Source organism: Gluconobacter sp. P5B12, from assembly GCF_018812035.1.
In the GTDB taxonomy this organism is placed as follows: domain Bacteria; phylum Pseudomonadota; class Alphaproteobacteria; order Acetobacterales; family Acetobacteraceae; genus Gluconobacter.
On the sequence record NZ_JACRVV010000005.1, the window covers coordinates 153745 to 179450 of the forward strand.

The window sequence follows — 25706 nt, forward strand, 5'->3', positions numbered from 1 at the left end:
CTATTGGGTCAGCTTGCGTATGCAAAAATAGCGGCAGAAATCTATGAAGTGTCGGGTAGGCAAGAGAATTTTCTGGGATTGTGATGAATTACAATTGCTCGGCATTGACGTTAGCACTCTCGTCTCGAGCCAGATCCTGTCGTAGCACTCAAAAGGCAGGGCAATCAAAAGGGCTCAGGGCAACATGACCGGGCTCGCTAAAGGCACCAGCAGCATAAATCTCCGTGGTGTCACGGATCTGGAGAGGCTTTTTCCAGCGTCTTTATGGCAGCAGGCGCCCTATCATTTCGCGATGTGTCATTCGTTATGTGTCTTTTATAAAGCCAGAACTTAGAGATCAAAGCGAGCATTAAGAGAAATTGTTCTGGGCGCTCCCGGAAATAAATTTCTGTTCCCACGGCTGAGCCAATAACGAACATTTCCTATATTTTCTACTGTTGCCCTTAGAACTACATGATGATTGCCAATTTTTGTGCTGTAAGCGGCACCTATATTCCCCACAATATAAGACGGTAGCCTAATCGTGTTTGCCGCATCTAACCAACTCCGGGAAACGTAATTGAAGCCTGCGTTGACGCTTAGGCCTTTGATGGCTTCCAGGCGATATTCCGTATTGAATGCGGCTTGAAATGGAGCAACAGCTTCCAGTTTATGCCCTTGGTAGCCTGCGGTGGCTTGAACATATCGCGCATCCAGATACGCAATACTGCCGTTGATATTCAGATTGCGCGTTACCAACCAGGAGCCAGCGGCTTCAACCCCCTGATAGCGGGACAGTCCGTCCTGAACATAATAATTCTGGGCGTTGGTGTAAGCCGCTCCCGTGTCCATGCGGAACACTGCGAGCGTTCCATTCCATGCTTTCTTCTGTATTTTTACTCCTAGCTCATACTCGTCACTACGGATTGGCCCGAAAACCTGCATATAATTGACGTTGGAGGCCCCCGCCTGCCCTCCAGATTGCATGGCCTGCACCCAGCTAAAATAGGTGTTTATCTCCGGGGTGATTTTGTAGCTGAGAGACACCAATGGCGTGACGGGATTATTTCTGTGGGCGGCTGTCTGCTGGCCTGACGTCGAAAAGTCGTTTTCCAGATAGTTCGTATATCGCCCTCCTGCCATGAGAGACCAGCGATGATAAGTGATTGTGTCGCTCCAGAACGGAGCCACCTGTTGGTAATCAATGTAGCGATACATGCGAGGATTAAAGTTGCTTGCGCTCGTCAATGTAGGGCGATCACGGAAGATATTGCCGTATTCAACAGGATTTTTAGCCCCTGAATTGGCATCTGCATCAAACATCTGCCGCAGCCAGGTGATGCCGGCAATTACATCATGATGGAGTGGCCCTGTCTCGAAGTGTCCCTGAGTGGTCGCATCCACCTGATGGTAAGTCAGCACACGCACCATCTCGAAAGCGCGGCTCATATAATCGCCGTTTGTTCCCGTAAACGTCAGTTGGTTGGACGGGAATTTTTCATCGAGATGGGTGTAGCCGTATGTTAGATGAGCGCTCCAGTTCCGGGAAAAATCCCAGTCGAAGCCCGTACTAAAGCGCTTCATGTCATTGGTTTTCCAGGAGTCTTTGGCGCCAAATGCCTCGCGACCGCTCATCGTCCGTACGGCTCCGACCCCGTTGGCAGATGCAATCGTATTCACCATCCCTTTCTGAAGGGTATTCAGATAGAACGTGTTGAAATGCCAGTGCAGATTATTCGTAATCCGGACGTTCGTTGTGAAAGACAAGGACAGATTGCGCAGGAAGCTGTCATTCACCTGATTCCCGACTTCGCTGGCGAAAACAAATCGCGTCTGTATGCGATGGGCATTGTCGAGAGACCCTCCAACATCCAGCATCTGCCGAAACACCGCATCGGAGCGATAACCTGCTTCAAGCGTCAGCTTTCGTGTCTCAACCGGAGCTTTCAACTGGTAATCAAGCACACCGCCTGGTGAGCCAAACCCGTACATAAATGCTGAAGCACCCTTGATCACTTGGATATGATCAAAATTGGCCAACGGTAGGTCAATGTACCAGTAGGGAATGGCCAGACCATCAATCTTGTAACCATTCGTCCAGTCCAGGTTGAGGCCACGAACTCTGACGCTGGACCCGGACGCCGTGGAGGAGCCGTTTGAATTCGCCTGGACCCCTGGCTCATACCGCATGACGTCATTGATATCCGAAGCCTGCATCTGTTCAATTCGATCGGCAGAGATTGTGCTGACTGAAAAAGGCGTATCGAACTCAGATCTGCTCCCGAATGCCCCCAGAGGGACTTTACGCGCCAACTTGGGCGCATGACGGGTGACATGAACCGTCACGGATTCCTGTGTCTGACTTCGAATATCATGCGGCACAGCCCGCTGTGGCGGCGCACTCGCTATGGAGGGAATGGTCGAATGATTATGTGTTTGTACCTGTTTCCGTAGGGCGTGATGGATCGTCGCGGCTGACGATAGATCGGGCAAAGTAACAAGCAGAAGAGCGCGCAGGCTAAAACGCCGCATGACAAGTATATCCTTGAAAAATTTGAAATTTCAGCCTGAAGTGCGACGGAGCCTGTCTTCCTGCTCCACCAGAGATCGAACCTTGGGAATGAGATCCCGGCCATACCGAATGGCATCCGTCAGGGGGTCGAAACCCCTGATGAGAAAGGTCTCAATCCCGAGACGATAGTATTCGAGTAAACTCTGGGCGACCTGTTCCGCCGTTCCGACCAAAGACGTGGAATTCCACCGACCGCCAGTAACCTGCGTCACACCTGTCCAGAGGCGTTCGTCATGTCGTGCAGATTTCGCAGCAATCGCCTGTAGTCGCCGGGACCCTTCATTTGTTGGAAGGTTGTCGGCCGTTGGGCGTGCGCCTGCGTGGTCAAGGGCTATTCCGCTTTGTGTTGGCAGAATAGCTGCCTGTCGTTTTTCAATCTGCGTCTGAATGACCTCAGCGCGCTCCCATGCTTCTTCTTCCGTATCTGCAATGATTGGACGAAACGAAATGGAGAACCGCAAGGAGCGATTATACTTCTGACCAGCCGCGCGTACTTTTCCAACGAGTTCTGCAGCACTGGCCAGGGGCTCTCCCCATAAGGCATATCCGTCGGCGAGTTCGCTTGCGACCTTGATCGCCTCCTCGGAGGCTCCACCGAAATATAAGGGGATGCCGTTCGACTGGTAGGGCAGCACAGCCGAAGAGGCTCCACGCAGACGATAGAATTCTCCATCATGATCAAAAGGTGATCCCCCCGCCCATTCTCGGCGAAGAATTTTCAGATATTCCGCAGTCCGTTGATAGCGCTCTGGTTTTGACAGATGGTCTCCATCAGCTTCGAGTTCGCGATCATTCCCGCCCGTTATGATGTGGACCGCTACCCGTCCTCTACTGAGGTGATCCAATGTTGCAAACTGTCTTGCGGCCAATGTGGGGGCTGTAAAACCCGGACGATGCGCAATGAGCAGCCCCAACGTGGATGTTACGGATGCTGCATGTTGGGCAATCAAAAGGCTATCAGGAGAGGTCGAATGGAATGCAACCAATACCCTGTCAAAACCGGCGCGCTCATGAAGCAACGCCGTGGCAGCAATGTATGCGGGATCAACAGCAGGCCCAGGAAGGTCCAGAGTTTCTGTCTGTTCACGCGCACTGACGTAACCAATGAATTCGACAGGCATAAACCACTCCATTTAAAAGTGGTTTCATTTTAACTACTTTTTATTTTCATAAATCTTAAAAATGGAAACCTTAGTCCTGAAGATATGAAATGTTTCCACGTTTAATGTCAGCCTTGTTGGACCCACAAAATGCGACAATGGAATATTTCGAATAAAAAACTATAAGATAAGGATATTAAATATTTTTGTTTATAATATTGCAGTTTAGAAGTACAAAATTAAATCAATTAATCATAAAAAAGCAATATATTTAAATAAATCTACATTTTAATTGTATGCTTATCGACAGGATAAGAAATAGAATTTCAGGGACAGTATTGCGTTTTGTAGGTGTTTCTGAGGCATGTCTTTTCTTTCTGAAAAAAATCTTCTTTTTCCTGCTACAGGTAGGAATTCGCTGCCTTCCCTTTTGGGGACAACATGCGGCATCGCAGTATTCATGGGCGTCATTATCCACCAGGCTCATGCTGCGACCGTCCCTTCCCGATCGCTCCATAGGACACAGCATCCTGCTTCGTCATCACGAGAAACGCATCAAAAACAGCGGCTTTCGCCCAGTCGCCCCGCGATAGTGCAAGCCAAAGGCTTAGGTGAATCGTTTTCAGTTCACGGGCGGTCTTACGCCGCGCGACGAGCCGCAGCCCTGCAAAAGACGCCACAATCGGCAAGTTTGCTGTCTGCATCACAGCTCGAACGATTGGGCGTTCAGAATACCAAGCAACTCGCCCGGCTCACACCCAATCTTTATATTCCGAACAATATGCCAGGCTACGCAGTTCTGAATTACTTCATTCGAGGCATTGGTGAGATTGATCCACAAGGTGAACCCTCAGTTGGCACCTATCTCGACGGGGTCTACCTTCCTCGAAACATGGGCAACATGCAGGAACTTCTTGATGTGGCTGACATCGAAGTAGACCGTGGTCCTGTCGTATTTTCCGGACATCAGTCGGAGGGAGGAGCGGTCAGGATCAATACCCTCGTTCCCACCAATCAGAGGCGCTTCGTCGCGCAGACTGGATATGGAACCTATAACGAGTACCAGATTGGTGTTGCAGCCAGTGGTGCTCTCGTAAAAGACAAAGTCTACGGAAGTATAGCATTTGGCCGTCATGCCCGAGGCGGGATCGATCATAACTATACGGTTGGGAAAGACACCAATAACATCGATTATACCCAGGCCCGCGGAAAGCTACGCTTCACGCCTAACGAGGACCTGGACATTACCCTTGCTTTCGATGGCACAATAGATGGCAGCACCAACAAGGGTGTCGGAAACCTTCTGAACCCTTATATCTACGGGAATTATAATCAGCTTTTTCCGAAAAATAACTACAGTGAAGCTGGTTTCATCGGGAACGTGAGATATACGCTTTCCCCACATCTGAAGCTCTATTCCATCACGGGTATCAGAGGATACGACGACAAAGGAATTTACGACAACACTGGTGATTATTATTCCCGGACATCCCAGCCTCTTTATTACAAGGATAGAATGTATTCTCAGGAGCTGAAGCTTCACGGAGATTACGGCAAGGTTGATTTTAATGTCGGCGCATACTTCATGTATGAAGACTGGTTCACTCAACGCTGGGCCAATAATTCTTCGGGGACGGCAACCAATGATCCGGCGAAGATCCGTTATGCACCAGTTTATGCCGTCATTGATCAGGTCACACGAAACTGGGCGCTTTATGGGGAAGCGAATTACCATATCACGCGTGCCCTGACCTTCACTGCCGGACTGCGCTTTAACTGGGAGAACCATTCAAATTCTGAGACTTTGAATTATCTGGCGCCAGGTCCTTCGCACCAGTCAACGCCGGCCAACCAGCTTTCCTATATTCTCTGGGGAGTGCCGGGTGATCTGGCCTGGCAGGTTTCAGATCGTAAAAGCTGGATCCAGCTTCTCCCGAAAGGCACGCTGACTTATCAGGTTCGTCCAAACCTGATGACATATGCTTCCATCTCCCAGGGTGGGAAATCAGCAGGATATGATTTTCGGGCACAGAGCCCAACGGCGTCCGGAAGCCTTCAGGCCTCCACACCCTATAATCCGGAGATCGTTACAACCTACGAAGTGGGCCTTAAAAGTGATCCCCTGCCCGGTCGGGTCCATTTCAATGGGGCTCTCTTCTGGAACCAGTTTGACGACATCCAGCTAACCACCACAGATCCATCAAATGGGCTTGCGCGGCGTTTTAATGCAGGAAAGGGTCATTCCGTAGGCGCCGAAGCAGAGACTTTTGTCCAGATCACTCGCGATCTGGATCTGCATTACACCGCGTCTTACCTTTATTCTGCGTTAGATAAATTCCGTGGACGCGTTAGCCGGACGGTTCTTGCTAGCGGTCAGGTCTATAACAATACGCCGTATGCAGGCGCTCCCCTCCCTTACTCCCCACGGTTCCAGACGATGGGATCTCTAACCTATAAAATTCCGGTTCGGCTGCCCGGAGTATTCCGTATTGGCGCGGATGTTTCATTCCAGACTGCGCTTTACACCAGTTCTCAAACCAATCCGCAGAACCGTCTGACGCCGCAGACTTATGTAAACGCCATGGCAAGCTGGACCAGCCCTGACAAGCGCTGGTTCCTGCAGGCTACTGCCCGAAATCTGCTTGATCGGCGGTATCTGCAAAGCACAACGTTTGTTCAGGGAGGGGGCGTGCCCGTTTATGAATCGGCACAGTTTGCTGACCCAAGAACAATCTATGTGACTGCGAAGTTTACCCTCTAGCAGAAATAACCCTACCTAAAAATCTTGGTTCAGGAGGTTTATAGGTAGGGGAAAATATCTTTATTCAGAATAATAAAATGCATTGATTAATTTTTATCATTGGAAATTTAATCAATGCATTTTTATGTTTGGTTTAAATAATAATTTCAACGTGCACAAGCAATAATATTTAGGTGTGATTTCATGTCCCTGTCTTCGTCTGCCGTAAAGCGTCGTAGTTTTCTTGGCCTCGCATCTGCTGCTGCGGGTTCGAGACTGTTGCCCCAGGGGCTGGCGGCTCAGACAGAAGACATCTCCCACATTACGCTGAGAGCGGCCACGTTCCGCGGGGCGGACCAGACGCTTCTTAAAGAAACGAGACTTGATGACTTTCCCTACAAGGTCAGTTTCAGCGAGTTCAACTCAGGAAACATCATTGCTCAGGCCATTAATGCCGATGCCTTGGATATCGGCGGCTGGAGCGAAATTCCGATGGTCTTTGCGGCTACATCCGGAGCACGGATTTCCATTGTTGCAACGCTGGAGGGGCCGACAACCGATCAGGTTCTGCTTGTTCCGACACAGTCGACTGCGAAATCAATCAAGGAGCTTAAAGGCAAGAGAATTGGCTATATCAAGGCCACAACAGCCCATTACTTTCTGATCCGGATGCTGGAGCAGCATGGTCTTTCCTGGCACGACATCACGCCTGTCGCGCTCAGCATCAGCGAAGGGCTGACGGCCATGAAATCAGGCAGCCTCGATGGATGGGCAACATATGGATATGCCATTCAGATGCTGGAATCTGACGGAACGGCTCGCATCTTGCAAAGTGCTGCTGACATTCTTTCAGGCCATTATTTCATTGGTGCCAATCCGCTCCGTCTGAAAGATCAGGCCTTCCGCGCCGCTGCAGCAGATTATCTTGGGCGGCTCAACAAGGCTTATTCCATCTTAAGTCACGATAAGCCGCGCTGGGCGCACGCTGTATCCCCCGTGATTCAGGTGCCTGAACCTCTGGTATTGAACTATCTGCAAAACCAGAACCGCCCCTATTATCTGCGCTCCTGGCATAAAAACGACATTACCTCGGCGCAGGAGATAGCAAACACCTTTGTCAGAAGCGGTTTCCTTCCCCCTGGAACAGATCCTGCGTCAATCTTCTCTCCTGTTCTCTCCGATGCGCTGGATCGCCAGAGTTCCCGTCTGTGAAGTTCTCGTCGTCTCTTCGGCTGGAGGCAGACGTTCTGATTATCGGTGGCGGGCTGGCAGGATGCTGGGCGGCCATTACCGCAGCTCAGACGGGCGCCAGAGTTGTTGTTGCTGAAAAAGGATATTGTGGAACCGCAGGGGTAGCAGCCTCTGCTGGCCCAGGGCACTGGTTCATCCCTCCTGACGGAACCCTTCGCCGCGATGCTATTGCCCGGCGCCTTGAAACCGCACAGGGACTGGGCGATGCGGACTGGATGGAAACTATTATTGACCGGACATTCCGAACCCTGCCCACCATTGCCAGCCATTATCGCTATACGCAGGATGATAACGGGAAGGTCAGATACCATGCCCTGCGTGGCCCGGAATATCTTCGCGCTCTTCGCCAGAAGGCGCTGGATTGTGGTGTCACTGTACTGGATCATAGCCCTGCCCTGGCCCTGCTTCGCCATGGGGATACCAGTATCGCGGGCGCTACGGGGGTATCTCTGAAATCAGGACATGATCAATGGATCGTCCGTTCTGGTGCTACCATTCTGGCTACCGGAGGGTGTGCTTTTCGATCCCACCTTCTGGGGAGTGCAAACAATACCGGAGACGGGCTTCTGATGGCCGCTGACGCTGGGGCCTGTTTCTCCGGAATGGAATTTTCGGCCTTTTTCACGATCGTTCCGGCCAACACGACAATGGCCCGAACCATGATCTATAGTTTTGCGCGATATTATGATGCTGCCGGTCATGAACTTGAACGACCGCCTGGCTCACACGACAATAGCTTTCTCGCCAGAGCTTTGAAAAAGGGGCAGGTCTTCTGTGATCTCTGGGGCGTCCCAGAGGACATTCGCAGACAACTGCCGCAGATTTCTCCAAATGTGCCGATAACTTTTCAGCGCCTTGGAATAGATCCTTTTTCCCAAAAATTCCCCGTTTCTCTGGTGGGTGAAGGAACAATTCGTGGCGTCGGCGGCATCCGCGTCATGGACAGGCACAGTGGCTGTGGGGTTCCGGGGCTCTATGTCGCTGGCGATGTAGCTTCGCGAGAACCTGTAACTGGGGCCATATCAGGAGGTGGTGCCGTCAATGCGGCCTGGGCCCTGTCTTCCGGTTGCATCGCAGCAGAGGCTGCTGTTGCTTACACACGCAGGCAGCGACGCTCCCTGAAAGAGCCCGTCACACTGCCAGAATACGAAGCCATTGCCGGGGATTCCACGGCCGTCGAACACGCTGTTCAGCGTGAAATGCTGTCTCCAAATAAACAGTATTTCCGAACAGCATCATCCCTGAAACAGTCGTCTCAGGCACTGGAAGACGCGTGGGAGCGTCTGTCGCTTGGCGATGTCCATCAGGCAGGAGCGCGCGCACGGCTTCGACATCAGGAATTGAAGGCCCTCACGGCGGTTGCGCGCTGGTGTACGGCAAGCGCTCTGGCCCGGAAGGAAAGCCGGGGACTTCACTATCGCTGTGATGCTGAAAGTGTAGCCATGCCCGCCCATATTCTGAGCGGCGGCCTTGCAAAACCGTGGACCCGCTCGGTCCCAGCGAAAGTACCCTCATGATTGAACTGATTGTTGAGACCCGTTGCACGGCCTGCAATATCTGTGTGGAGGTCTGCCCACGCGATGTTTTAAGCCCTCGCGAAGGACAGCCGCCCATCATTGCCTATCAGGTAGACTGCCAGACCTGTTTCCTGTGCGAGCTTTACTGCAAAACAGACGCCATTTACGTTCATCCAGACGCCACCCAGGCGCATCCACAGAATGCGGAGATTTTGGAAGCATCAGGCCTGCTGGGAGAGTATCGCCGGAATTCTGGCTGGGATGAGTGGTCAGTTCATGAAGAGCTGAGAAATCAGCACTGGCGTATGGAAGATGTCTTTCGACGTGCCAGATCACCCTGAGACCCATTGAGGGGAGACAAAGGTCTCCCCTTTTGTTTTTTATCCGGCAGCGCGTGATGGCTGTGCTTCAAGAGTAGCAATTTTCTCCCGGACAAGCGGAATAAGATCACGACCGTAACGTCGCGCATCTTCCAGCGGCTCAAATCCCCGGATCAGGAAGTTGTCGATACCCAGCTTGTAATATTCCACCAGAGCGTCTGCGACCTGTTCAGGCGTCCCAACCAGCCCGGTCGAATTTCCGGCAGCGCCGGTCAGGCTGGCAACCCCCGTCCAGAGACGTTCATCCCGCCGGCGGGTAGTCGCCGTTTCCAGCAAGCGGCGTGAACCATCATTCGGCGGTTGATGACCTGTGACGGGCAGTCCAGACTGTTCTCGGGCTGCACGCACAAGATTTTCGACCTCCTCTGCCCGCTTCCAGGCAGCATCTTCCGTATCCGCGATAATTGGACGCAGAGACAGGGAAAAACCAATTGTTCGACCATGGCGAGCAGCAGAAGACCGTACACGACTGACGATTTCGCGGGTTGCGTCCAACGTTTCCCCCCACGTTGCATAAACGTCAGCATGTTTTCCCGCGACATCCAGAGCTTCAGCAGAAGTGCCACCGAAGAAAACCGGAAGATTCTGCGGGTGAATGGAACTCTGTGCCTGCCGAATATGATAGAAACGCCCGTCATGATCGAACGGTGTGGAAGCACTCCATTCCTGCTTCAGAATATCGAGATATTCGTCGCTGCGGACATAACGTTCCGCCTTGGTTGTACCGACGTCCCCGTCGCGGGCCATTTCAGTATCTGCGCCCCCGGTGATGATATGAACGGCCACACGGCCCTGCGAAAGCTGATCAAGCGTTGCGAGCTGCCGAGCAGCAAGTGTAGGCTGCGTAAAGCCAGGGCGATGTGCGACCAGAAAACCCAGCCGGCTGGTTAAAGCCGCTCCATAAGCTGCCACAAGCTGGCTCTCGGGAGAATTGGAGCCAAACGGAATCAGGACGCGGTCAAAGTCGCCCTCTTCCTGAACCTGCAAGGCTTCGCGAACGTAGGAAAGATCCAGCGCGCGATCGCGCACGCCTGCATGAATTTCAGATCTATTATTGAAACCAATATAACCGATGAAGTGAACCATAACGATTCTCCATTTGTATTATCTCTTCATCGTAAAATAAAAATATTCGAAATAATCGTGATTTCGGAAAAGGATATTCATTAGAAAAACTGGACGAAAGCGCCCTCCCTAAAGAAGGAAAGGCACGGCCTTTGTCTTACTGATCGTCAGGGCTGAAACGTCCTTCAAAAGCGACTTTCTCAAGCGGCAGGCGATCGGAAGGCTGTTCACGCTGACGCAGCCCTTCCGGCAGGGCGGCGGCATCGGCCTGACGGCCAATCACAAGAGCTGCATGCACCTGATAATCCTCCGGAAGTTCCAGTCCTGCCTGAGCCAGATCGTGGTCGAAGCCATTGATCGGATGAACGGCCCATCCCGCCTGTGAGGCCTGAAGCTGTATGAGAACAGAAGCGGCACCGGCATCAAAAGCATGCGTCGGCACCGGAGAAGGTTCACCTGTTCTACCAGAGATGGTGATTGTTCTGGACGCGATGTAAATGATCGCTGAGGCATTTTCGGCCCAGCTTCGGTTGAACGGGATCAGCCATGACAGGAACCGTTCCCAATCCGGCGTATTCCGGCGTGCGTGAATGAAGCGCCAGGGCTGGATATTGTAAGCTGAAGGTGCCCAACGTCCCGCATCCAGGAAAACTTGCAGGTCTTTCGGATCAATTTCCTCGGGCTGAAAGGCCCGTGGAGACCAGCGATTGAGAATAACCGGCAGGATAGAAGACTCCGGAGCACGGTCAGGGGCAGTCGTCATGAAATTTGGCCTTATGAGAAATACGGACTTATGCAGCATGCACGCCCAGCGCATTGAGTAACAGGCTACGCAGTTCCTCGAACGCTGGATCAGAGTGTCGTCTAGGACGCGGTATGGTAATGGGAACATCTACGCGAATGCGCCCCCGCTCAAGCACCACAGCCCGGTCGGCAAGCAGAAGAGCTTCGTCCACGTCGTGGGTTACGAGCAAAACCGCACACCTGTGTTTTTTCCAGAGATCTGCGACAAGGTGCTGCATCTTTAGCCGCGTTAGAGCATCCAGAGCTGCGAATGGCTCATCCAGCATTAGAAATGCGGGCTCTCTCACAAGCGCACGGGCAAGCGCTGCACGTTGGGCTTCGCCGCCGGAGAGCGTGAGCGGCCAAGCATTGCTTCGATGAGCCAGGCCTACTTCTTCCAAAACGGTCTCCGCACGCTCCCGGATGCCATTGTCTTCCTGCCCCAGCACAACATTCTTCCACACGCGTTTCCATGGAAGAAGCCGATGCTCTTGGAACACGACTGAAACTTCACGTGGTCTGGTCACAGCTCCGTCTGTTACCGGGTCAAGTCCGGCCAGCGTTCTCAACAACGTGGACTTCCCAGAACCGCTATGCCCCAGCAGAGCAACAAACTCACCAGGAGCAATCGCCAGATCCAGTCCATCCAGAACAGGAGGGCCATTGTTGAACCGTCGCGTCAGTTGCTCCACAATCACTGCTGTACCGCGATCAGCCTTCGAGTATGCTTGAGCGTGTGTCATGCCGTGCGCCCTTTCCGTCCGTCGGGCCGCCAGGCCAGCAGGGTGCTTTCCAGAAAGCGCACGATCTGGTCCGATATCAGGCCGAGCACACCGTAAACCAGTAGCCCCACAAGAATGATGTCCGTGCGCAGAAAGTCCTGAGCGTCCATCATCATGTGTCCAATGCCACTTTCCGCATTCACCTGCTCGGCCACCACAAGCATCAGCCAGGAGACCCCCACGGCATACCGCAGTCCGGTCAGGAAATCAGGCAATGCTCCGGGAAGGAAAACATCCCTGATCGTCTGCCACCGTGACAGGCCAAGCGTGGACGACATTTCCACGAGTTTCGGATCAATGGACCGAATACCCTTATGCAGGTTCAGATAGATCGGGAACGTCGCCCCGAGGGCAACAAGCAGGATCTTGGGTGTTTCGCCAATGCCGAACCATAGGATGAACAATGGAACGAGCGCCAGAGCGGGCAACGTCCGCAAAATCTGCAGGGGGGCATCAACAACGTCTTCCCCGACACGGGACAGCCCCGAAACAAGCGCTAAAGCCACGCCAACGCTGATGGCAATGCCCAGACCGCTTCCTGCCCGCAAAAGCGAAACGCCAAGATTGAAAGGAAGCGTCCCGTCACGCACCAGCGTCCAGCCTGTTACCGCAATCTGGATCGGAGATGCGACCAGTCGTGTTGAAAGAAACCCAAGGGAGCACGCGACCTGCCAGAGGCAGACCAGCACAAGAGGAGATGCAAAGCGCCTTATGGAAACAAGCCTCCGCAAACTCAGAGCCTTTCTCTTGGTTTCGGCAGTCTTGTACGTTCCAGTCAGTGTGATGGTATCTGACATCGGGCGTCCTCTCACAGGCAGCAATGGATGGACACTTTTCCCTATTCTACATGTATGTGTCAGGTTAATATTCTAAATACCAATGTTTGACGTGATTTAATTGTGCCTGGAGAAACATGCCGTCAGGTTACAGGCTCTCCTGTTATACGCAGGGTCCATTTCCCAGATCTGAACGAGTTGTTTTCCATGGCTTCTGCGAGAAAATTCCTGCCATTTATGGCTGCGGTTCTGTTGGGAACCTCGTTTGCGCATGCTGAAGAGACCCTGATCGTTGCCGACCAGAAAGGGCAGCAGAAAGCCCTTCTCGAAGCCGCCGGACAAGACAAAAACTTGCCCTACACTCTTCGGTGGACCGAATTTGAGGCTGCCGCTCCACTTTTGCAGGCACTCGCCGCAAAGGCTGTTGACACAGGAATTGCAGGAGATGGCCCGTTCCTTTTTGCTTGGGGCGCGCATCTCCCAATCAAAGCCGCCTTTCTGGTGCCTCCCAGAGGTGGGGGAGAGTCAACTGCGGTGGTAACCGGGCCATCTTCCCCCATTCAAACTGCGGCAGATCTGGCCGGGAAAAAGATTGGGACAGGCAAAGGCTCGATCGGCCATCTCCTCCTTCTGCGGCTGATAGCCTCTGGTGTTATCCCTGCTCCCGCGCCTCACATCGTGTTTCTTGCCCCTGCTCAGGCCAAGGCTGCGCTTGATACAGGGCAGATTGATGCGTGGTCCACCTGGGAGCCGTACGTCTCACTTGCTGTCATTCAGGGTCATGCACGGAACATCGTGGATGGTCGAAATGTCATGCCTAACAACAGCTTTTTTGTCGCCACTAATGAAGCCCTGGCAACAAAGCATGCTCAACTGGCAGATTTCTATAAGCGGGTGACGGCCGCCTATGCATGGGGGGCAAAACATCAGGTTGAGTATGCGGCTATTCTCGCGCGACAGACGGGTTTACCTCTTCCTGTCGCTGCCGCTGTAGCCAAACGTCTTATCGCTTCTCCTGCGCCCTTAACTCCAGAAATCATTCAACAGGAGAAGACAACATTAGACGCTTATCGTTCGGGTGGTTACCTGACTGATGCAGGGAAGCTCGAAGATGCTTTCGACCTGACGGTTTCCACGCCCCAATAAATACGCTCTAGTATCTGCCAGATGAGGAAAGACGGAGAAACGTCATGGGTGACAGTCCATTTTCCCCCGCAACCAATCCTGCCGCTACGGACAAGACGCTCGACGAACTGGTTCAGGTCTTTGCGGAGCGTGCGCCACGGTATGATCGCAGCGGCAACATTGCGACTGAGAACCTGCACGATCTCCATGAAGCCGGCTTTCTTGCCCTGGCACTCCCGAAGACTGCTAGAGGCCAGGACATTTCTCTACGGACAGTGACGCAGATTATCGGCCGCCTTGCGCAGGGTGACCCCTCAACTGCCCTCATTCTGGCCATGCAATATCTGCAATCCGGCGCGTTCTCTCATTCGTCTCAGTGGTCAGAGGATGTTAAACAGGAGCTCTTCGAAAGCATTCATCAGGAAGGCGCGCTGATCAATGCGCTGCGTGTAGAGCCGGAACTGGGAACCCCTGCCCGTGGTGGAGTGCCTGACACCACAGTCAGCCGTCATGGTTCGGCATGGCGCATCAATGGGCGCAAGATTTTTTCAACAGGGTCTACAGCGCTTCAGTGGGGTGTGGTGTGGGCGAAAACTGACGACGCCGAACCAAAAGTCGGGCCGGTTCTCGTTCCTCTGGACCTGAGAGGTGTAAGGATCGAGAAAAGCTGGCATCAGCTTGGAATGCGCGCTACGGGAAGCCACACGATCATCTTCGATGATGTGGAGATCCCGGAACGGTATCTGGGTCTGCTGGCGCCTTCTCCTGCAGAAAAGAGTGGTCCCGTCGCGATTGCGAGTTGGCATGCCGTTGTCATTGCGGGGCTTTATAATGGCATCGCCATTTCAGCGCGGGATTGGCTGGTTGAATTTCTTCATAACCGCGTACCTTCCAATCTCGGGGCATCCCTTGCAACGTTGCCTCGTTTTCAGATTTTGCTGGGGGAGATCGATGCTCTCCTTCTGGCAAACGAAGCTTTGATTGGCCATGCGATCGCTCTCTCGGAACAGGGCACAGAAAGTGATGCCCGCGCCGGGCTTGTCAAACAGGTTGTCACGGAAAATGCCATTACAGCTGTAGGCAAAGCGGTTGCCGCCATCGGGAATCCCGGTCTGAGCCAGGATAATCCGCTTGAGCGGCATTATCGGAATGTTCTGTGCGGGCGCATCCATACACCGCAGGGAGATAGTGCCCTGTTGGCAGCAGGCCGTGAGGCATTGAAAATTCAGGCATAAAAAACGCCCGGCGACTTCCTTGTCGCCGGGAAACAGAAGGGTCTGAGCGAAGTTCAGATGTCTTCCAGAACCCTGAAACCGTGAGTTCCATCTTTTTCAAGCTGAGAGACCAGTCCGAACTCCCAGTCCAGATAAGCCTGCATGGCTTCTGCTGCGTTGTCCGTTCCCTCGTAAGGACGTTTGTAAACATCATCGGAAGCTGAGAGAGCCTGTGCGTCATCAAGCCCTGTTTCAAGCCCATAACCATGAGCCTGCCAGGCTTCCGTCCCCCCTTTTAGAACCCGGACCTGACGATTTTCTCCGGTAATGTCCGGCGCTGCCAGATGAGCAGCAATCCCATTCGGTGAGATCAGAATAATTTCCTTGGCCTGCCGAATGACAGGATGAGATACCAGATCCGGGCGGATGACGAACCTCGCGCCCGGAATATGTCCTTTGCGAAAAACCGGACTGGCGGCGAGATCCAGAACCAGAACGTCGTCAGCCTCGAGGCGCTTATGCAGTTCTGCAGGGGAAAGCGTTTTCACCTCCGGCAATGGCCGTGAGAGTAAGGGTGCTTCCGGACCAGTTTCGAGGGGTTGTTCGTTCCATTCTTCCAGAACGTAAACCTCGCTCCATCCCAGTTGTCGGAGCCAATGAGCCGTCATTCTGGCCCGGACCCCATCATTGTCCGTTAGAACAATGGTTCCATGCCGAACTCCGACCCATTCGTCCGTAGCCTGCACAAGCTGGCCGCCTGGTGCGGAACGGAAATCCTTGAGATGCCCTTCCGCGTATTCTTCAGGAGAACGAACATCCAGTCGATAGACAGTGCGTTTGGGATCGGCCAGCAGTTCTTCCAGTCCCTTCGCAGTCAGGGAGTGGACACCCGTCCTGTCTGCCAGCCGTTCCGCACGGGCTCGGGCCGCCTGATGGTTCGGCTCTGAGACTTCTGTTCCTTTACGGGAGGCTCCATGTTCAAGCGAAAGCCCTTCCAGCGTCCAGCCAATCGTACCGTTTCGAAGCGCAAAAACCGGGTTGGGAATTCCAGCATTGACGAGGGACTGCGTGCCAATGATGGACCTTGTCCGTCCCGCGCAGTTCACAATCACGGTCGTTTCCGGCGAAGGCGCAATATCCCGAACCCGCAACGCCAGTTCGCCGCCCGGAACTGAACGACCGCCAGGGATGGCCATGACATTGTATTCGATGAAACGGCGTGCATCGAGAATGACAAGATCATCGCCGCGCTTGACTCTGTCATGAACCTCACGCGCTGGCAGGGATGGTGTGTGACGGACATGTTCGACGAGTTCGCCAAATGCCTTGGACGGGACGTTCACATCAATGAAGATCTCACCCCCGGAGCGTTTCCAGCCCTCCAGACCTCCCTCCAGCGCCGAGACGTCCGAATATCCAAGGGACTGGAGCAGTCGAACAGCTTTTGCTGTACGGCCTTCCCCGTTATCATAAACAACGATGGGTGCGTCCTTGCGGGGCACCAGCCCGGTAATGCGTTCCTCAATGCGCCCAACAGGCAGATTGACCGCAAAGAGCGGATGCGCCGAGGCAAATGGCCCCTCTTCCCGAACATCCAGCAGCGCGATTTCAGCCCCGTTTTTCAGGCTCTGCCGGACGTCTTCCGAAGATGTCACTGGCAGAAGGTTTGTAATGCTGTTCATGCAGCTTTGCTCCTGGAACGATCCCAGAGATTGGGAACATCCTCGCTCGAATATCCGGATATGAAGGTCTTCTCGGTGCCGCTGGTCTCATCGTAGACGGCGCGCGAAACCCCACCGATATTGGCACCGTACACATGGATGGAGATCGACGTCTTATCTGGCAGGGCATTTGCCACGAGATGATAGTCGTTCACCCCCGGCGCCAGAAACGCGACTTCACCCGGTTCGAGGAAGTCGGTTTCGCCTTTTTCAAAGCTTCCGTCATCCTTTCGTGTGAACTGAGTTTCACTTTCCTTGCCCCGCAGCATCCCGATCAGGCCCCACACACGATGATCGTGCAAAGGTGTTTTCTGTCCTGGCCCCCAGACGAAACTGACGACAGAAAACCGCTCCAGTGGATCACAGTGAAGGAGATACTGGCTATAGCGTTCCGGATGTGGCCGGGTATAAGTTTCGGGCAACCAGTCATCTCGCGAGACGAGGGTTTTCAGAAGCTCTGCACCCGCTTTCTGGATGGACGCCGCGTCCGAATGTGTTTCGAAAAGCCGCGTAAATCCGGAAACGAACTCTCGTAATGGCTCAATACTCGTCATTGATTTAGCAGTCCCTAATCGAGCAGATCTGGCTCAAGTGCGACGATCCAGTCCCAAAGAGGCTGGAACGAATAATAGGCGCCCTGTGCGGTTCCGACCTGGCTGGCGGTCAGCCGTGCAATATCCGGCGCAATAGGCTTCAGCGGTCCGGCGGCCTGCGCCAGAAGCTGGGTATGGGCGGCGTTGTCCATAGCCAGGAACCACCATGCCACGGCCTCAACGGTCGGCCCGGCGGTCAGAAGACCATGGTTCTGAAGGATCAAAGCTTTCCGGTTTCCCAGCGTCGCGGCCAGACGGTCGCCTTCACTGTCATCCAGAACCACCCCACTGAAAGGATCGAAGACTGCATGATCTTCGTAAAAAGCGCAGGAATCCTGCGTGATGGGAAGCAATTCGGTCCCTAAGGCAGAAAACGCCTTGCCATATGTGGAATGGGTGTGCGCCGCAGCGACCACATCCGGACGCGCACGGTGCAGAGCCGAATGAATGGTGAAGCCAGCCGTATTGATCGGGCGATCCCCGATCAGGATATTTCCTTCATGATCTACAAGCTGAAGATCGGAAACCTTGATCTGCGAGAAATGCACAGCCAGCGGATTGATCCAGTACCGCTCGGGGAACTCAGGATCACGTGCTGTCACATGCCCCGCAAGCCCCTGATCGAAGCCATAGCGTCCGAATAGCCGAAAAGTCGCGGCAAGACGCTGCTTACGGTGTAGCCGCTCCTCTTCAAACGTCGCTGCAGGCTTGCGGGGCTGAAGACGGTGAGTCCGTGCACGGACTTCCTGCAGGGACGAGATGTTATGCTGTGTCGCACTCATGAGAGTCTTCCTTGAGAAATCAGTATCCACGGCTCAGATCCAACCGGGCTTCCAGTGGGCGTCCCTGAAGGAAATTTTCGAAATTCCGGGTAATACGCTGCCCCAGACTGGCCAACACGTCTGGCCCGGACCAGGAAATGTGTGGCGTCAGCCGAATTTTGGGGTGAGTATAAAAAGGATGCCCCGCAGGAGGCGGCTCCGGCGCCGTAACATCAAGCGTAGCCGCCGCGACACGTCCATGATCCAGACTGCTGAGAAGCGCTGCTTCATCTATCAGCTTTCCACGCGCCACATTGACGAGATGCAGCCCGGGCTTTGCTCGCGCCAAAACAGCCGCTCCCACGATCCTGTCCGTTTCTGAAGTCAGCGGCAGAGCCAGCACCAGATGATCGGAGCGTTCAAACAGCGTCCCGAGATCAGCTACAGGCTGCACATCTTCCCGGACGGCTTCTCCATCTGTCCACGTGCTTCTGCGCCAGACGAGAACGGACATCCCGAAACTCCGTGCCAGACGGGCAATTTCCTGCCCAATGGCCCCATACCCCGCAAGACCAAGTGTCTGCCCTGCCAACGATCCCAATGGCGTCTCATTCTTGACGACGGAAGCCTGCTGGCCCCAATCCTCGGGAGATAAGGGCTTGAACGTTTCGAACCGCTTGGCTTGGGCCAGAAGGGCAAGAAGGACGTACTCAGCAATTGGGCCAGCCGCATTGCCGCGACCTGTCGTAATCTCTCGCCCCTGAAGCAGCCATTCTGGAAAACCGTCAATTCCAGCCGAAGCAATCTGCACCCAGCGCAGGGAAGAATTCCAGCTCGGTGGTGGGCTCGCAGGAGCATTTCGCCATGCTACTGACGGGCCAGTCAGCAGGATATCAGCCGTACCCGTATTCCATGGATCGGGGACATCCCTGTTTTGAGTGATGACCCGAACACGGTGGTCCAGTCCGGTGAGGAGTTTCCCGATTTCAGGTCCGATCTGGTTGATGACCGTCAAGGGTACGGAGGCGTCTCTCATGTGTCAGGCAGCCTTCAGACCGGTGCGTTGATCTTCTTCCGCAACCAGTTTTCGAACGCGTGGCAACAGATCGCGCCCATAGTCGTAGGCATCCACCAGCGGATCGAACCCACGGATCAGGAACGTCGAAATTCCCAGACGGTAATAATCAAGGAGTGCTTCAGCCACCTGATCCGGCGTTCCTACAAGAGACGTCGAATTTCCCTTGGCGCCTGTTAGTGCGGCGATGCCCGTCCAGAGACGCTTGTCCAGCCTTGAGCCCTGTTCGGCCGCAGCCAGAAGGCGACGTGATCCTTCATTCGGAATGATAGTGGAGCGGGTGTAGCCCGTCTTTTCCTGAAGAGCCCGGGCCTTCTCAAGAATGGCATCGGCTTTGGCCCAGGCGGCTTCCTCTGTCTCAGCCAATATTGGCCGAAGAGAGAGCGAAAACCGCAGATTGCTACGGCCGGCCTTTTCCGCCGCAGCGCGAACACGGGCTATAGTTTCACGAACCTGCTCATAGGTTTCACCCCATAGAGCATAAACATCAGCCTGCTCACCTGCTACTGCGATGGCTTCCTCCGAGGAGCCACCGAAATAAACCGGAATGGCATCACCCTGATACGGCAGCACCCGGGACTGGGCACCTCGAACGCGATAGAATTTACCCTGATAATCGAATGGCTTCTGGCTGCTCCATTCGCGGCGCACGATTTCAAGGTACTCGCGGGTCCGTTCATATCGCTCCGTCTTGACGGTATGATCACCATCAGCCTGAAGCTCCGTATCACTTCCCCCTGTGATGATATGCACCGCAGCTCTGCCCCGACTGATCTGGTCAAGCGTTGCAAACTGGCGAGCGGCCAGAGTCGGTGCCGTAAACCCGGGGCGATGTGCGACCATAAGGCCAAGCGTCCGCGTCGTGGCAGCAACATGCTGGGCAAGCAGGATGCTCTCGGGCGAATTAGAGTGGAAAGCAATCAGCACCCGATCAAAACCGCCATTCTCATGAATTTTGGCGGCAGTTTCGATATGGGAGAGATCAATGACCGGCTCCGCCGGCGGAATGATCTCAGAATGGTTCTGACTGCTCACGAACCCGATGAATTCCACAGGCATGGCTAAGCCCCTAAAAGACTATAATAAATTGTTGTATTGACAATATACTCATTTTATCACGTCATAATTCAAGCAAGAAACACAAATGCCACACTTTTGCATGGTTAAATATACTGCCATGCCTCCAGCACGGAGCGCTGCTATGTCCCACACGTCCCTTCCCCAGCGCATGGCACGCAATGTTCCGACTGAACTTCTGCGGTCTTTCGTCGCGATCGTGGAGGCCGGCTCCATGGCGCAGGCAACAGAGACGATCTTTCTGACCCAGTCCGCCCTGAGTCTGCAGATGAAGCGACTGGAAGACGTGCTCCAGCAGAAGCTTTTTCGACGGGATGGGCGAAAGCTGGTTCTTACACCTGCGGGTGAAGAACTCGTGGCCTATGCGCGGCAGCTTCTCGCCCTCAATGACCGGATCATGCACAAACTTGGCGATGTTTCAGAACCGGAACCGATCACGATCGGCATGGTGCAGGACTTTGCTGATACTATCCTGCCTGATGTTCTTGCCCGTTTCCGTCTCGAACATCCCCGTTGCAGGCTGACCGTCCGGGTTGGTGGATCAGCGGAACTACTGGAAATGTTCGACCGCTCCCGCTTGGATATCGTGCTGTGCCTTGGCCAGCATGGGGATCGTCCCAATTCGTCCTGGCGTATCGTCGGGCATGACAGAATGGTCTGGATTGGTGATCCCGGCGTTCTGGATCAGTCTGAAATCCCGCTTGTTCTGCTGGAACCTCCCTGCCGTTTCAGGGAAGCGGCCCTCAGAACCCTTGCAAAGGCCCGCAGAGATTACCGCATTGTGCTGGAAACTCCTCACCTTCCCGCCATGCGTGCTGGTGTCCGGAGCGGCTTGGGGGCCAGTTGCCGGACACGGCGTTTTGCGACAGCGGAAGGGCTTTCCATCCTGCCGACGGGTATTTTACCGGAAGTCCCAGAGATCGAGACCATTCTCGTTCAGAGAAATGGCCTGCCGGATGCCGCACAGGATCTGGCCGAACTGCTGGCTCAGGCGACAGCAGATCAATGATCGCGCGCAAATTGCCACATAAGAAAAACTCTTTGGAATCCGTGTTCAATTATCCCGCATGGTGCACCGATCAGGTCACCCTCGGGGTATATTAAGCATGAGCACTTCCACATCTTCCCTTCAAAGCCGCTATGAAGCTCTTGAGGCCGAACGTCGCAGAGTGTGGTCTCCTGAAGCTTTGGCTGGAAATATTGCTCAGCGGGACGCTCTTGTCCGGTCTCATTCTCAAACAGCGCACGCAAAAGCCGGGGACGTTCTGTCTCCGCATACTCTCTCGGATGCAGATGGTTCCACGATTTCACTGGATGATCTGGTCTCGTCAGGGCCAGCAGTCCTGATTTTTTTCAGGTTCGCAGGCTGTCCAGCCTGTAACGTGGCTTTGCCCTACTACTCAGAAACCCTAGCGCCCCTTCTGAAGGCCGCAGGCATTCCGCTGGTTGCGGTATCCTCCCAGCCTTTTCCTGAACTCGCTAGCATCAGAACGCGAAATGCCCTGTCTTTCCCGGTTCTGAATGATGCAGGCCTGACGTTGGCCCGGGCTCTGGGCATTACCTATGTCTTTGATGACGCTGCGCGGGAAGCTGCCATTTCCAAAGGCGGTCGCAGTGAAGCTCTGAATGGTACATCCAGTTGGGAGCTTCCCAAACCAACGGTTCTGGTTCTTAGCCCCGGACGGGTGGTGAGATTTATCGATATCTCCCCAGACTGGATGCGCCGAACTGAAACTCCAACCATCCTGAAAGCCCTCGGGCTTGAAAACAGAGGCGTCTCTCATGCCGCATAATACCGTCACCCTATTTCCACAGAACACTCTCGATACGCCTGCCGTCAGCCAGGAACTGTTTCGTGAAGCCATGAGTTTGCTCGGTGCTCCTGTTGTGCTGGTGACGACGGATGGACCGGGAGGACGTCAGGGATTGACCGTTTCCGCTATCAGCAGCGTCAGCGACACACCCCCGACGGTCCTGGTCTGCCTTAATCGTAGTAACCGCTCTCATCAGTCCTTCCTGAAGAATGGGGTGGTTGGAATTAGTGTTCTTTCACCAGTCCATCATGAATTGGCGCGGGTTTTTGCGAGCCGATCCGTGGAACCTGACGAGAAGTTTGCTCACGGCAACTGGGTTCTTGGTGAAACCGGATCCGCACTGCTGTCAGACGCACTCGTCACGCTCGACTGTGAGATTGACGCCATTCAAAGCGCAGGCACCCACGATGTTCTGTTCTGTGCCGTCAAATCCATTTCCACCAGCACAGACGCCAACCACGGTCTCGCCTGGTTTTCCAGGGGTTTTCACCATCTGCCCGTCAAGCGGGCCTGAATGATTTTTCAGGATAAAGAATAATGCTCAATGCGCTCCATCCCTCGCGCCGCACTGTCCTGACTGGCTCTCTGGCCGGTGTAACTGCTCTGGGAATTCACGGACACCGTGCCTTCGCACAATCCATGGACCACATGGACATGGGAGGAGCGCAAAATCAGTGTCAGGCCGCGGGCCCCGCCACTGTCGAACCCATTCCCGACCCGCCTCGCAACCTGACAATTGCATGGAACGAAGCTTCGATCTGCACAGCCGCCGTTCCCGTGGCCAAGGAAAAAGGGTTTTTCAAAAAATACAATCTGAACATCGATTACGTGAATTTTGCAGGAGCGACCGATCAGCTGCTGGAGGCGCTTTCAACAGGCAAGGCCGATGGCGCACCTGGTATGGCTCTCCGTTGGCTCAAGCCGCTTCAGCAAGGCTTTGACGTCAAACTTGTGGCGGGGCTGCACGCAGGATGCATGTACCTCATGACCACTCCTTCCACCGGGATCAAAACGCTTGCCGACCTGAAAGGTAAAACCGTCGGCGTGACGGATATTGGTGGCCCGGATCGGAATTTTTTCAGCATTCGCCTGAAAGAAGCCGGGTTGGATCCGGAAACAGACGTTCAGTGGAGACAGTTCCCGGCGGATCTGCTGCCTTTGGCTTTGCAACGTGGAGAGGTCCAGGCCATCTCGGATGCTGACCCGTTCTCCTATCCGCAACGTCGTCAATTCGGCCTGTTGGACATTGATAATAACATGAAAGGCGAATGGGCTCACCTGACCTGCTGCGTTATAGGCCTGCGAGGGAGCCTTATTCGGAATGAGCCCAAGGTCGCTGCGGCAGTAACGCGCGCGATTATGGAAGCTGGCGCGTGGCTGGCCTGCAACCCTGAAGAAGCCGCTACCATTTTCCAGCCTTATGCTCCGAAAGTCAGTGTCAAGGATCTGGCCGCAATGCTCCAGATGCAGGGCCATCACCATCAGACCCTGACAGGAAATTTCAGGCAGGAAATCGTACGTTATGCGGAAGCTCTCAAACAGATTGGGGTTTTTCGCCCTTCTTTGAATACGGATCGCTACGCACAGCGCGTCACTCAGGACCTGTTCAGCTGATGAGCGAGACGTCCTTTGCAGCGCCGCAATCGCAATCGTTAAACCCACCGGATGCAACACAAACAAGAGTGTTGTCACGCTCTCTTTTCTGGCGATGGGGCGCAGGTCCAGCATGGCTGCTCGCTGCGCTGGTAACGTGGAAGTGGCCTGATGCGGATGATTTCCCGGCGACAAACCAGTTCGCAGCGCTCCTGTCGGCAGTAGGCCTTTTTGTGATTGTTCTTGCCGCGATTGGCCGCTTACAGAACCGCGCACCATGGGCACTCGTTCTCGGGCTCGGACTGGGGGTGTGGGAAACGGTACAGGCAAAGCTTCTGCTGCTGCCGAGACCGTTTTTCGGAACACCCCAGGATCTGCTTGATGTGTTCCTGACGGACTGGAAACGCCTCGGAGACAGCCTTTTTCATTCCTTGCTGCTTCTCGCAGGCGGATATGTTTCTGGTTCCATCCTTGGAATTATTGTCGGTGTCGCATTAGGTCGTTCCCATCACATCCGCTACTGGGTTCGACCGATTATGCGGGTTATTGGGCCATTGCCACCCGTAGCTCTTCTTCCCCTGGCATTTGTCGTTATTCCCTCAACACGACTGGCGGGTGAGGCTCTCATGGCGCTCGCAGCAGGTTTTCCAGTGGCTGTTCTGACATGGTCAGGCGTGTCGGCTGTTGATCCAGCCTATTATGATGTTGCCAGAACCATGGGAGCCCGAAATCGCTTTCTGGTTCTTCGTGTCGCGCTCCCGGCCGCAACCCCACAGATCTTTGTCGGTCTTTTCATGGGGCTGGGTGCGTCTTTCGCCATGCTGGTTGTGGCTGAGATGCTTGGAGTGAAATCAGGATTAGGCTTCTACATGCAATGGGCTCAGGGCTGGGCGGCCTATCCGAACATGTATGCGGCTCTGTGCGTCATGTCCCTGATGTGCACAACGCTCATGACATTGCTGTTCAAGGTAAGGGATCATCTTCTCAAGTGGCAGAAGGACGGGCTCAAATGGTAAATTCCTCCGTTTCAGAGGCGCCTCTTGGGCTGACATTGTCCCATGTTCATCACAGCTACGATCTGCCGTCAGGCTCGCGACTTGTCTTGGAGGATGTGAGCCTCGATGTGGCACCGGGTGAATTCGTAGCCTTGATCGGACCATCGGGATGCGGAAAATCAACCCTTCTGCGTTTGGTGGCGGGGCTGGAAGCGCCAGATGCCGGAACACTTCTGGCCGATGGAGTTCCCATTGCCGGCCCCGATCCCAGCCGCATCATCATGTTCCAAGACCCTACGCTTTATCCATGGCGGACAGTGCGTGGCAACATTGCCCTTGGACTGGATATTCGGAAGGAAAAAGATGCGGAGGCGATTGACGCTGCCATTCGCCTTGTCGGTTTGGAAGAATTTGCCGCAGCATGGCCGCATCAGCTCTCTGGTGGCATGGCCCAGCGCGTTGCTCTGGCCCGTGCCTTGATCAATCATCCACGGTTACTCATTCTGGATGAGCCCCTCGGCAAACTTGACAGCCTGACCCGTCTGGCCATGCAGACTGAACTGTATCGTCTTTGGAGCTCCCAGGGCTTTACAGCCCTGATGGTCACACATGACGTTGAAGAGGCTCTTCTTCTGGCAACGCGCGTGATTATATTCAGTCCGCGCCCTGCTCAAATCATAGCGGATATACGCATTGACGGGGCTCAACCTCGCCATCGGGATGACCCTTCCCTTCAGAAGCTACGAGCCGATATCCTGCTTCAGCTTCAAGCTGCCATGGTCTGAAGATTTTC

24 protein-coding genes are annotated in these 25706 nt (G+C 54.2%); 12 read left to right on the forward strand and 12 right to left on the reverse strand.

Translation table 11 applies throughout. The annotated features are described in order from the left end of the window. Positions 1-330: 330 nt before the first annotated feature. The 3 genes from KP702_RS10630 to KP702_RS16205 form a co-directional block, all read right to left on the reverse strand. Positions 331-2511, reverse strand: a complete 2181-nt coding sequence (locus tag KP702_RS10630; RefSeq protein WP_252348661.1) for a TonB-dependent siderophore receptor — start codon at positions 2509-2511, stop codon at positions 331-333. 30 nt (positions 2512-2541) lie between these two features. Further along, positions 2542-3672: an LLM class flavin-dependent oxidoreductase gene (locus KP702_RS10635; RefSeq protein WP_215768911.1), complete on the reverse strand. Its 1131-nt coding sequence runs from the start codon at positions 3670-3672 to the stop codon at positions 2542-2544. Between the two features lie 449 nt (positions 3673-4121). Continuing rightward, entirely contained in the window at positions 4122-4355 is a 234-nt protein-coding gene (locus tag KP702_RS16205) for a hypothetical protein (protein WP_237390057.1), read from the reverse strand. Here KP702_RS16205 and KP702_RS10640 point away from each other — a divergent pair. From KP702_RS10640 to KP702_RS10655, 4 genes are all read left to right on the forward strand, one after another. Continuing rightward, positions 4343-6412 carry a TonB-dependent receptor gene (locus KP702_RS10640; RefSeq protein WP_237390058.1) on the forward strand — a complete coding sequence of 690 codons (2070 nt, stop codon included), beginning with the start codon at positions 4343-4345 and terminating at the stop codon, positions 6410-6412. The genes KP702_RS16205 and KP702_RS10640 overlap by 13 nt on opposite strands. Positions 6413-6595: 183 nt before the next feature. Continuing rightward, positions 6596-7603, forward strand: a complete 1008-nt coding sequence (locus KP702_RS10645) for an ABC transporter substrate-binding protein (RefSeq protein ID WP_202208230.1) — start codon at positions 6596-6598, stop codon at positions 7601-7603. Next, positions 7600-9159: an FAD-dependent oxidoreductase gene (locus tag KP702_RS10650; protein WP_215768913.1), complete on the forward strand. Its 1560-nt coding sequence runs from the start codon at positions 7600-7602 to the stop codon at positions 9157-9159. The genes KP702_RS10645 and KP702_RS10650 overlap by 4 nt, the downstream gene beginning before the upstream one ends. Next, positions 9156-9500: a ferredoxin family protein gene (locus tag KP702_RS10655; protein ID WP_202208234.1), complete on the forward strand. Its 345-nt coding sequence runs from the start codon at positions 9156-9158 to the stop codon at positions 9498-9500. Before KP702_RS10650 ends, KP702_RS10655 begins: the two co-directional genes overlap by 4 nt. A 39-nt stretch (positions 9501-9539) precedes the next feature. On the opposite strand, the gene KP702_RS10660 is transcribed toward KP702_RS10655, so the two are convergent. From KP702_RS10660 to KP702_RS10675, 4 genes are all read right to left on the reverse strand, one after another. Beyond that, positions 9540-10625: an LLM class flavin-dependent oxidoreductase gene (locus KP702_RS10660; protein ID WP_215768914.1), complete on the reverse strand. Its 1086-nt coding sequence runs from the start codon at positions 10623-10625 to the stop codon at positions 9540-9542. Positions 10626-10761: 136 nt separating this feature from the next. Continuing rightward, on the reverse strand, positions 10762-11367 hold the full coding sequence (locus KP702_RS10665) for a nitroreductase family protein (RefSeq protein WP_215768915.1): 606 nt from the start codon (positions 11365-11367) through the stop codon (positions 10762-10764). A gap of 28 nt (positions 11368-11395) precedes the next feature. After that, positions 11396-12130 carry an ABC transporter ATP-binding protein gene (locus KP702_RS10670; protein ID WP_215768916.1) on the reverse strand — a complete coding sequence of 245 codons (735 nt, stop codon included), beginning with the start codon at positions 12128-12130 and terminating at the stop codon, positions 11396-11398. Then, entirely contained in the window at positions 12127-12966 is an 840-nt protein-coding gene (locus KP702_RS10675) for an ABC transporter permease (protein WP_202208242.1), read from the reverse strand. Before KP702_RS10675 ends, KP702_RS10670 begins: the two co-directional genes overlap by 4 nt. A gap of 186 nt (positions 12967-13152) precedes the next feature. Between KP702_RS10675 and KP702_RS10680 the strand changes: the two genes are divergently transcribed. Both KP702_RS10680 and KP702_RS10685 read left to right on the forward strand, forming a co-directional pair. Beyond that, entirely contained in the window at positions 13153-14091 is a 939-nt protein-coding gene (locus KP702_RS10680) for an ABC transporter substrate-binding protein (RefSeq protein WP_215768917.1), read from the forward strand. Between the two features lie 44 nt (positions 14092-14135). Then, positions 14136-15305 (forward strand): acyl-CoA dehydrogenase family protein, encoded by a 1170-nt coding sequence (locus KP702_RS10685; protein WP_215768918.1) that lies wholly within the window; start codon positions 14136-14138, stop codon positions 15303-15305. Positions 15306-15358: 53 nt separating this feature from the next. On the opposite strand, the gene KP702_RS10690 is transcribed toward KP702_RS10685, so the two are convergent. The 5 genes from KP702_RS10690 to KP702_RS10710 are packed head-to-tail and all read right to left on the reverse strand — an operon-like array spanning position 15359 to position 20493. After that, entirely contained in the window at positions 15359-16966 is a 1608-nt protein-coding gene (locus tag KP702_RS10690; RefSeq protein WP_215768919.1) for a rhodanese-like domain-containing protein, read from the reverse strand. Next, entirely contained in the window at positions 16963-17559 is a 597-nt protein-coding gene (locus tag KP702_RS10695; RefSeq protein WP_202208250.1) for a cysteine dioxygenase, read from the reverse strand. Before KP702_RS10695 ends, KP702_RS10690 begins: the two co-directional genes overlap by 4 nt. A 14-nt stretch (positions 17560-17573) precedes the next feature. Beyond that, positions 17574-18380: a class II aldolase/adducin family protein gene (locus tag KP702_RS10700; RefSeq protein ID WP_202208252.1), complete on the reverse strand. Its 807-nt coding sequence runs from the start codon at positions 18378-18380 to the stop codon at positions 17574-17576. A 19-nt stretch (positions 18381-18399) separates the two neighbouring features. Then, the gene (locus KP702_RS10705; protein ID WP_202208254.1) at positions 18400-19395 is read right to left on the reverse strand and encodes an NAD(P)-dependent oxidoreductase; all 996 of its coding nucleotides are present in this window, start codon (positions 19393-19395) and stop codon (positions 18400-18402) included. 3 nt (positions 19396-19398) lie between these two features. Continuing rightward, positions 19399-20493, reverse strand: coding sequence for an LLM class flavin-dependent oxidoreductase (locus KP702_RS10710; protein WP_202208256.1), 1095 nt, complete (start codon positions 20491-20493; stop codon positions 19399-19401). 142 nt (positions 20494-20635) lie between these two features. Here KP702_RS10710 and KP702_RS10715 point away from each other — a divergent pair, with 142 nt between their 5' ends. From KP702_RS10715 to KP702_RS10740, 6 genes are all read left to right on the forward strand, one after another. Then, positions 20636-21520: a LysR substrate-binding domain-containing protein gene (locus tag KP702_RS10715; protein WP_202208258.1), complete on the forward strand. Its 885-nt coding sequence runs from the start codon at positions 20636-20638 to the stop codon at positions 21518-21520. A 97-nt stretch (positions 21521-21617) separates the two neighbouring features. After that, positions 21618-22304, forward strand: coding sequence for a peroxiredoxin-like family protein (locus KP702_RS10720; protein WP_202208260.1), 687 nt, complete (start codon positions 21618-21620; stop codon positions 22302-22304). After that, entirely contained in the window at positions 22294-22839 is a 546-nt protein-coding gene (locus KP702_RS10725) for a flavin reductase (protein ID WP_202208262.1), read from the forward strand. Before KP702_RS10720 ends, KP702_RS10725 begins: the two co-directional genes overlap by 11 nt. A 23-nt stretch (positions 22840-22862) precedes the next feature. After that, positions 22863-23939, forward strand: coding sequence for an ABC transporter substrate-binding protein (locus KP702_RS10730; RefSeq protein ID WP_202208264.1), 1077 nt, complete (start codon positions 22863-22865; stop codon positions 23937-23939). Next, positions 23939-24934 (forward strand): ABC transporter permease, encoded by a 996-nt coding sequence (locus tag KP702_RS10735; RefSeq protein WP_202208266.1) that lies wholly within the window; start codon positions 23939-23941, stop codon positions 24932-24934. The genes KP702_RS10730 and KP702_RS10735 overlap by 1 nt, the downstream gene beginning before the upstream one ends. Beyond that, on the forward strand, positions 24928-25698 hold the full coding sequence (locus tag KP702_RS10740; protein WP_202208268.1) for an ABC transporter ATP-binding protein: 771 nt from the start codon (positions 24928-24930) through the stop codon (positions 25696-25698). Before KP702_RS10735 ends, KP702_RS10740 begins: the two co-directional genes overlap by 7 nt. Positions 25699-25706 lie beyond the last annotated feature (8 nt).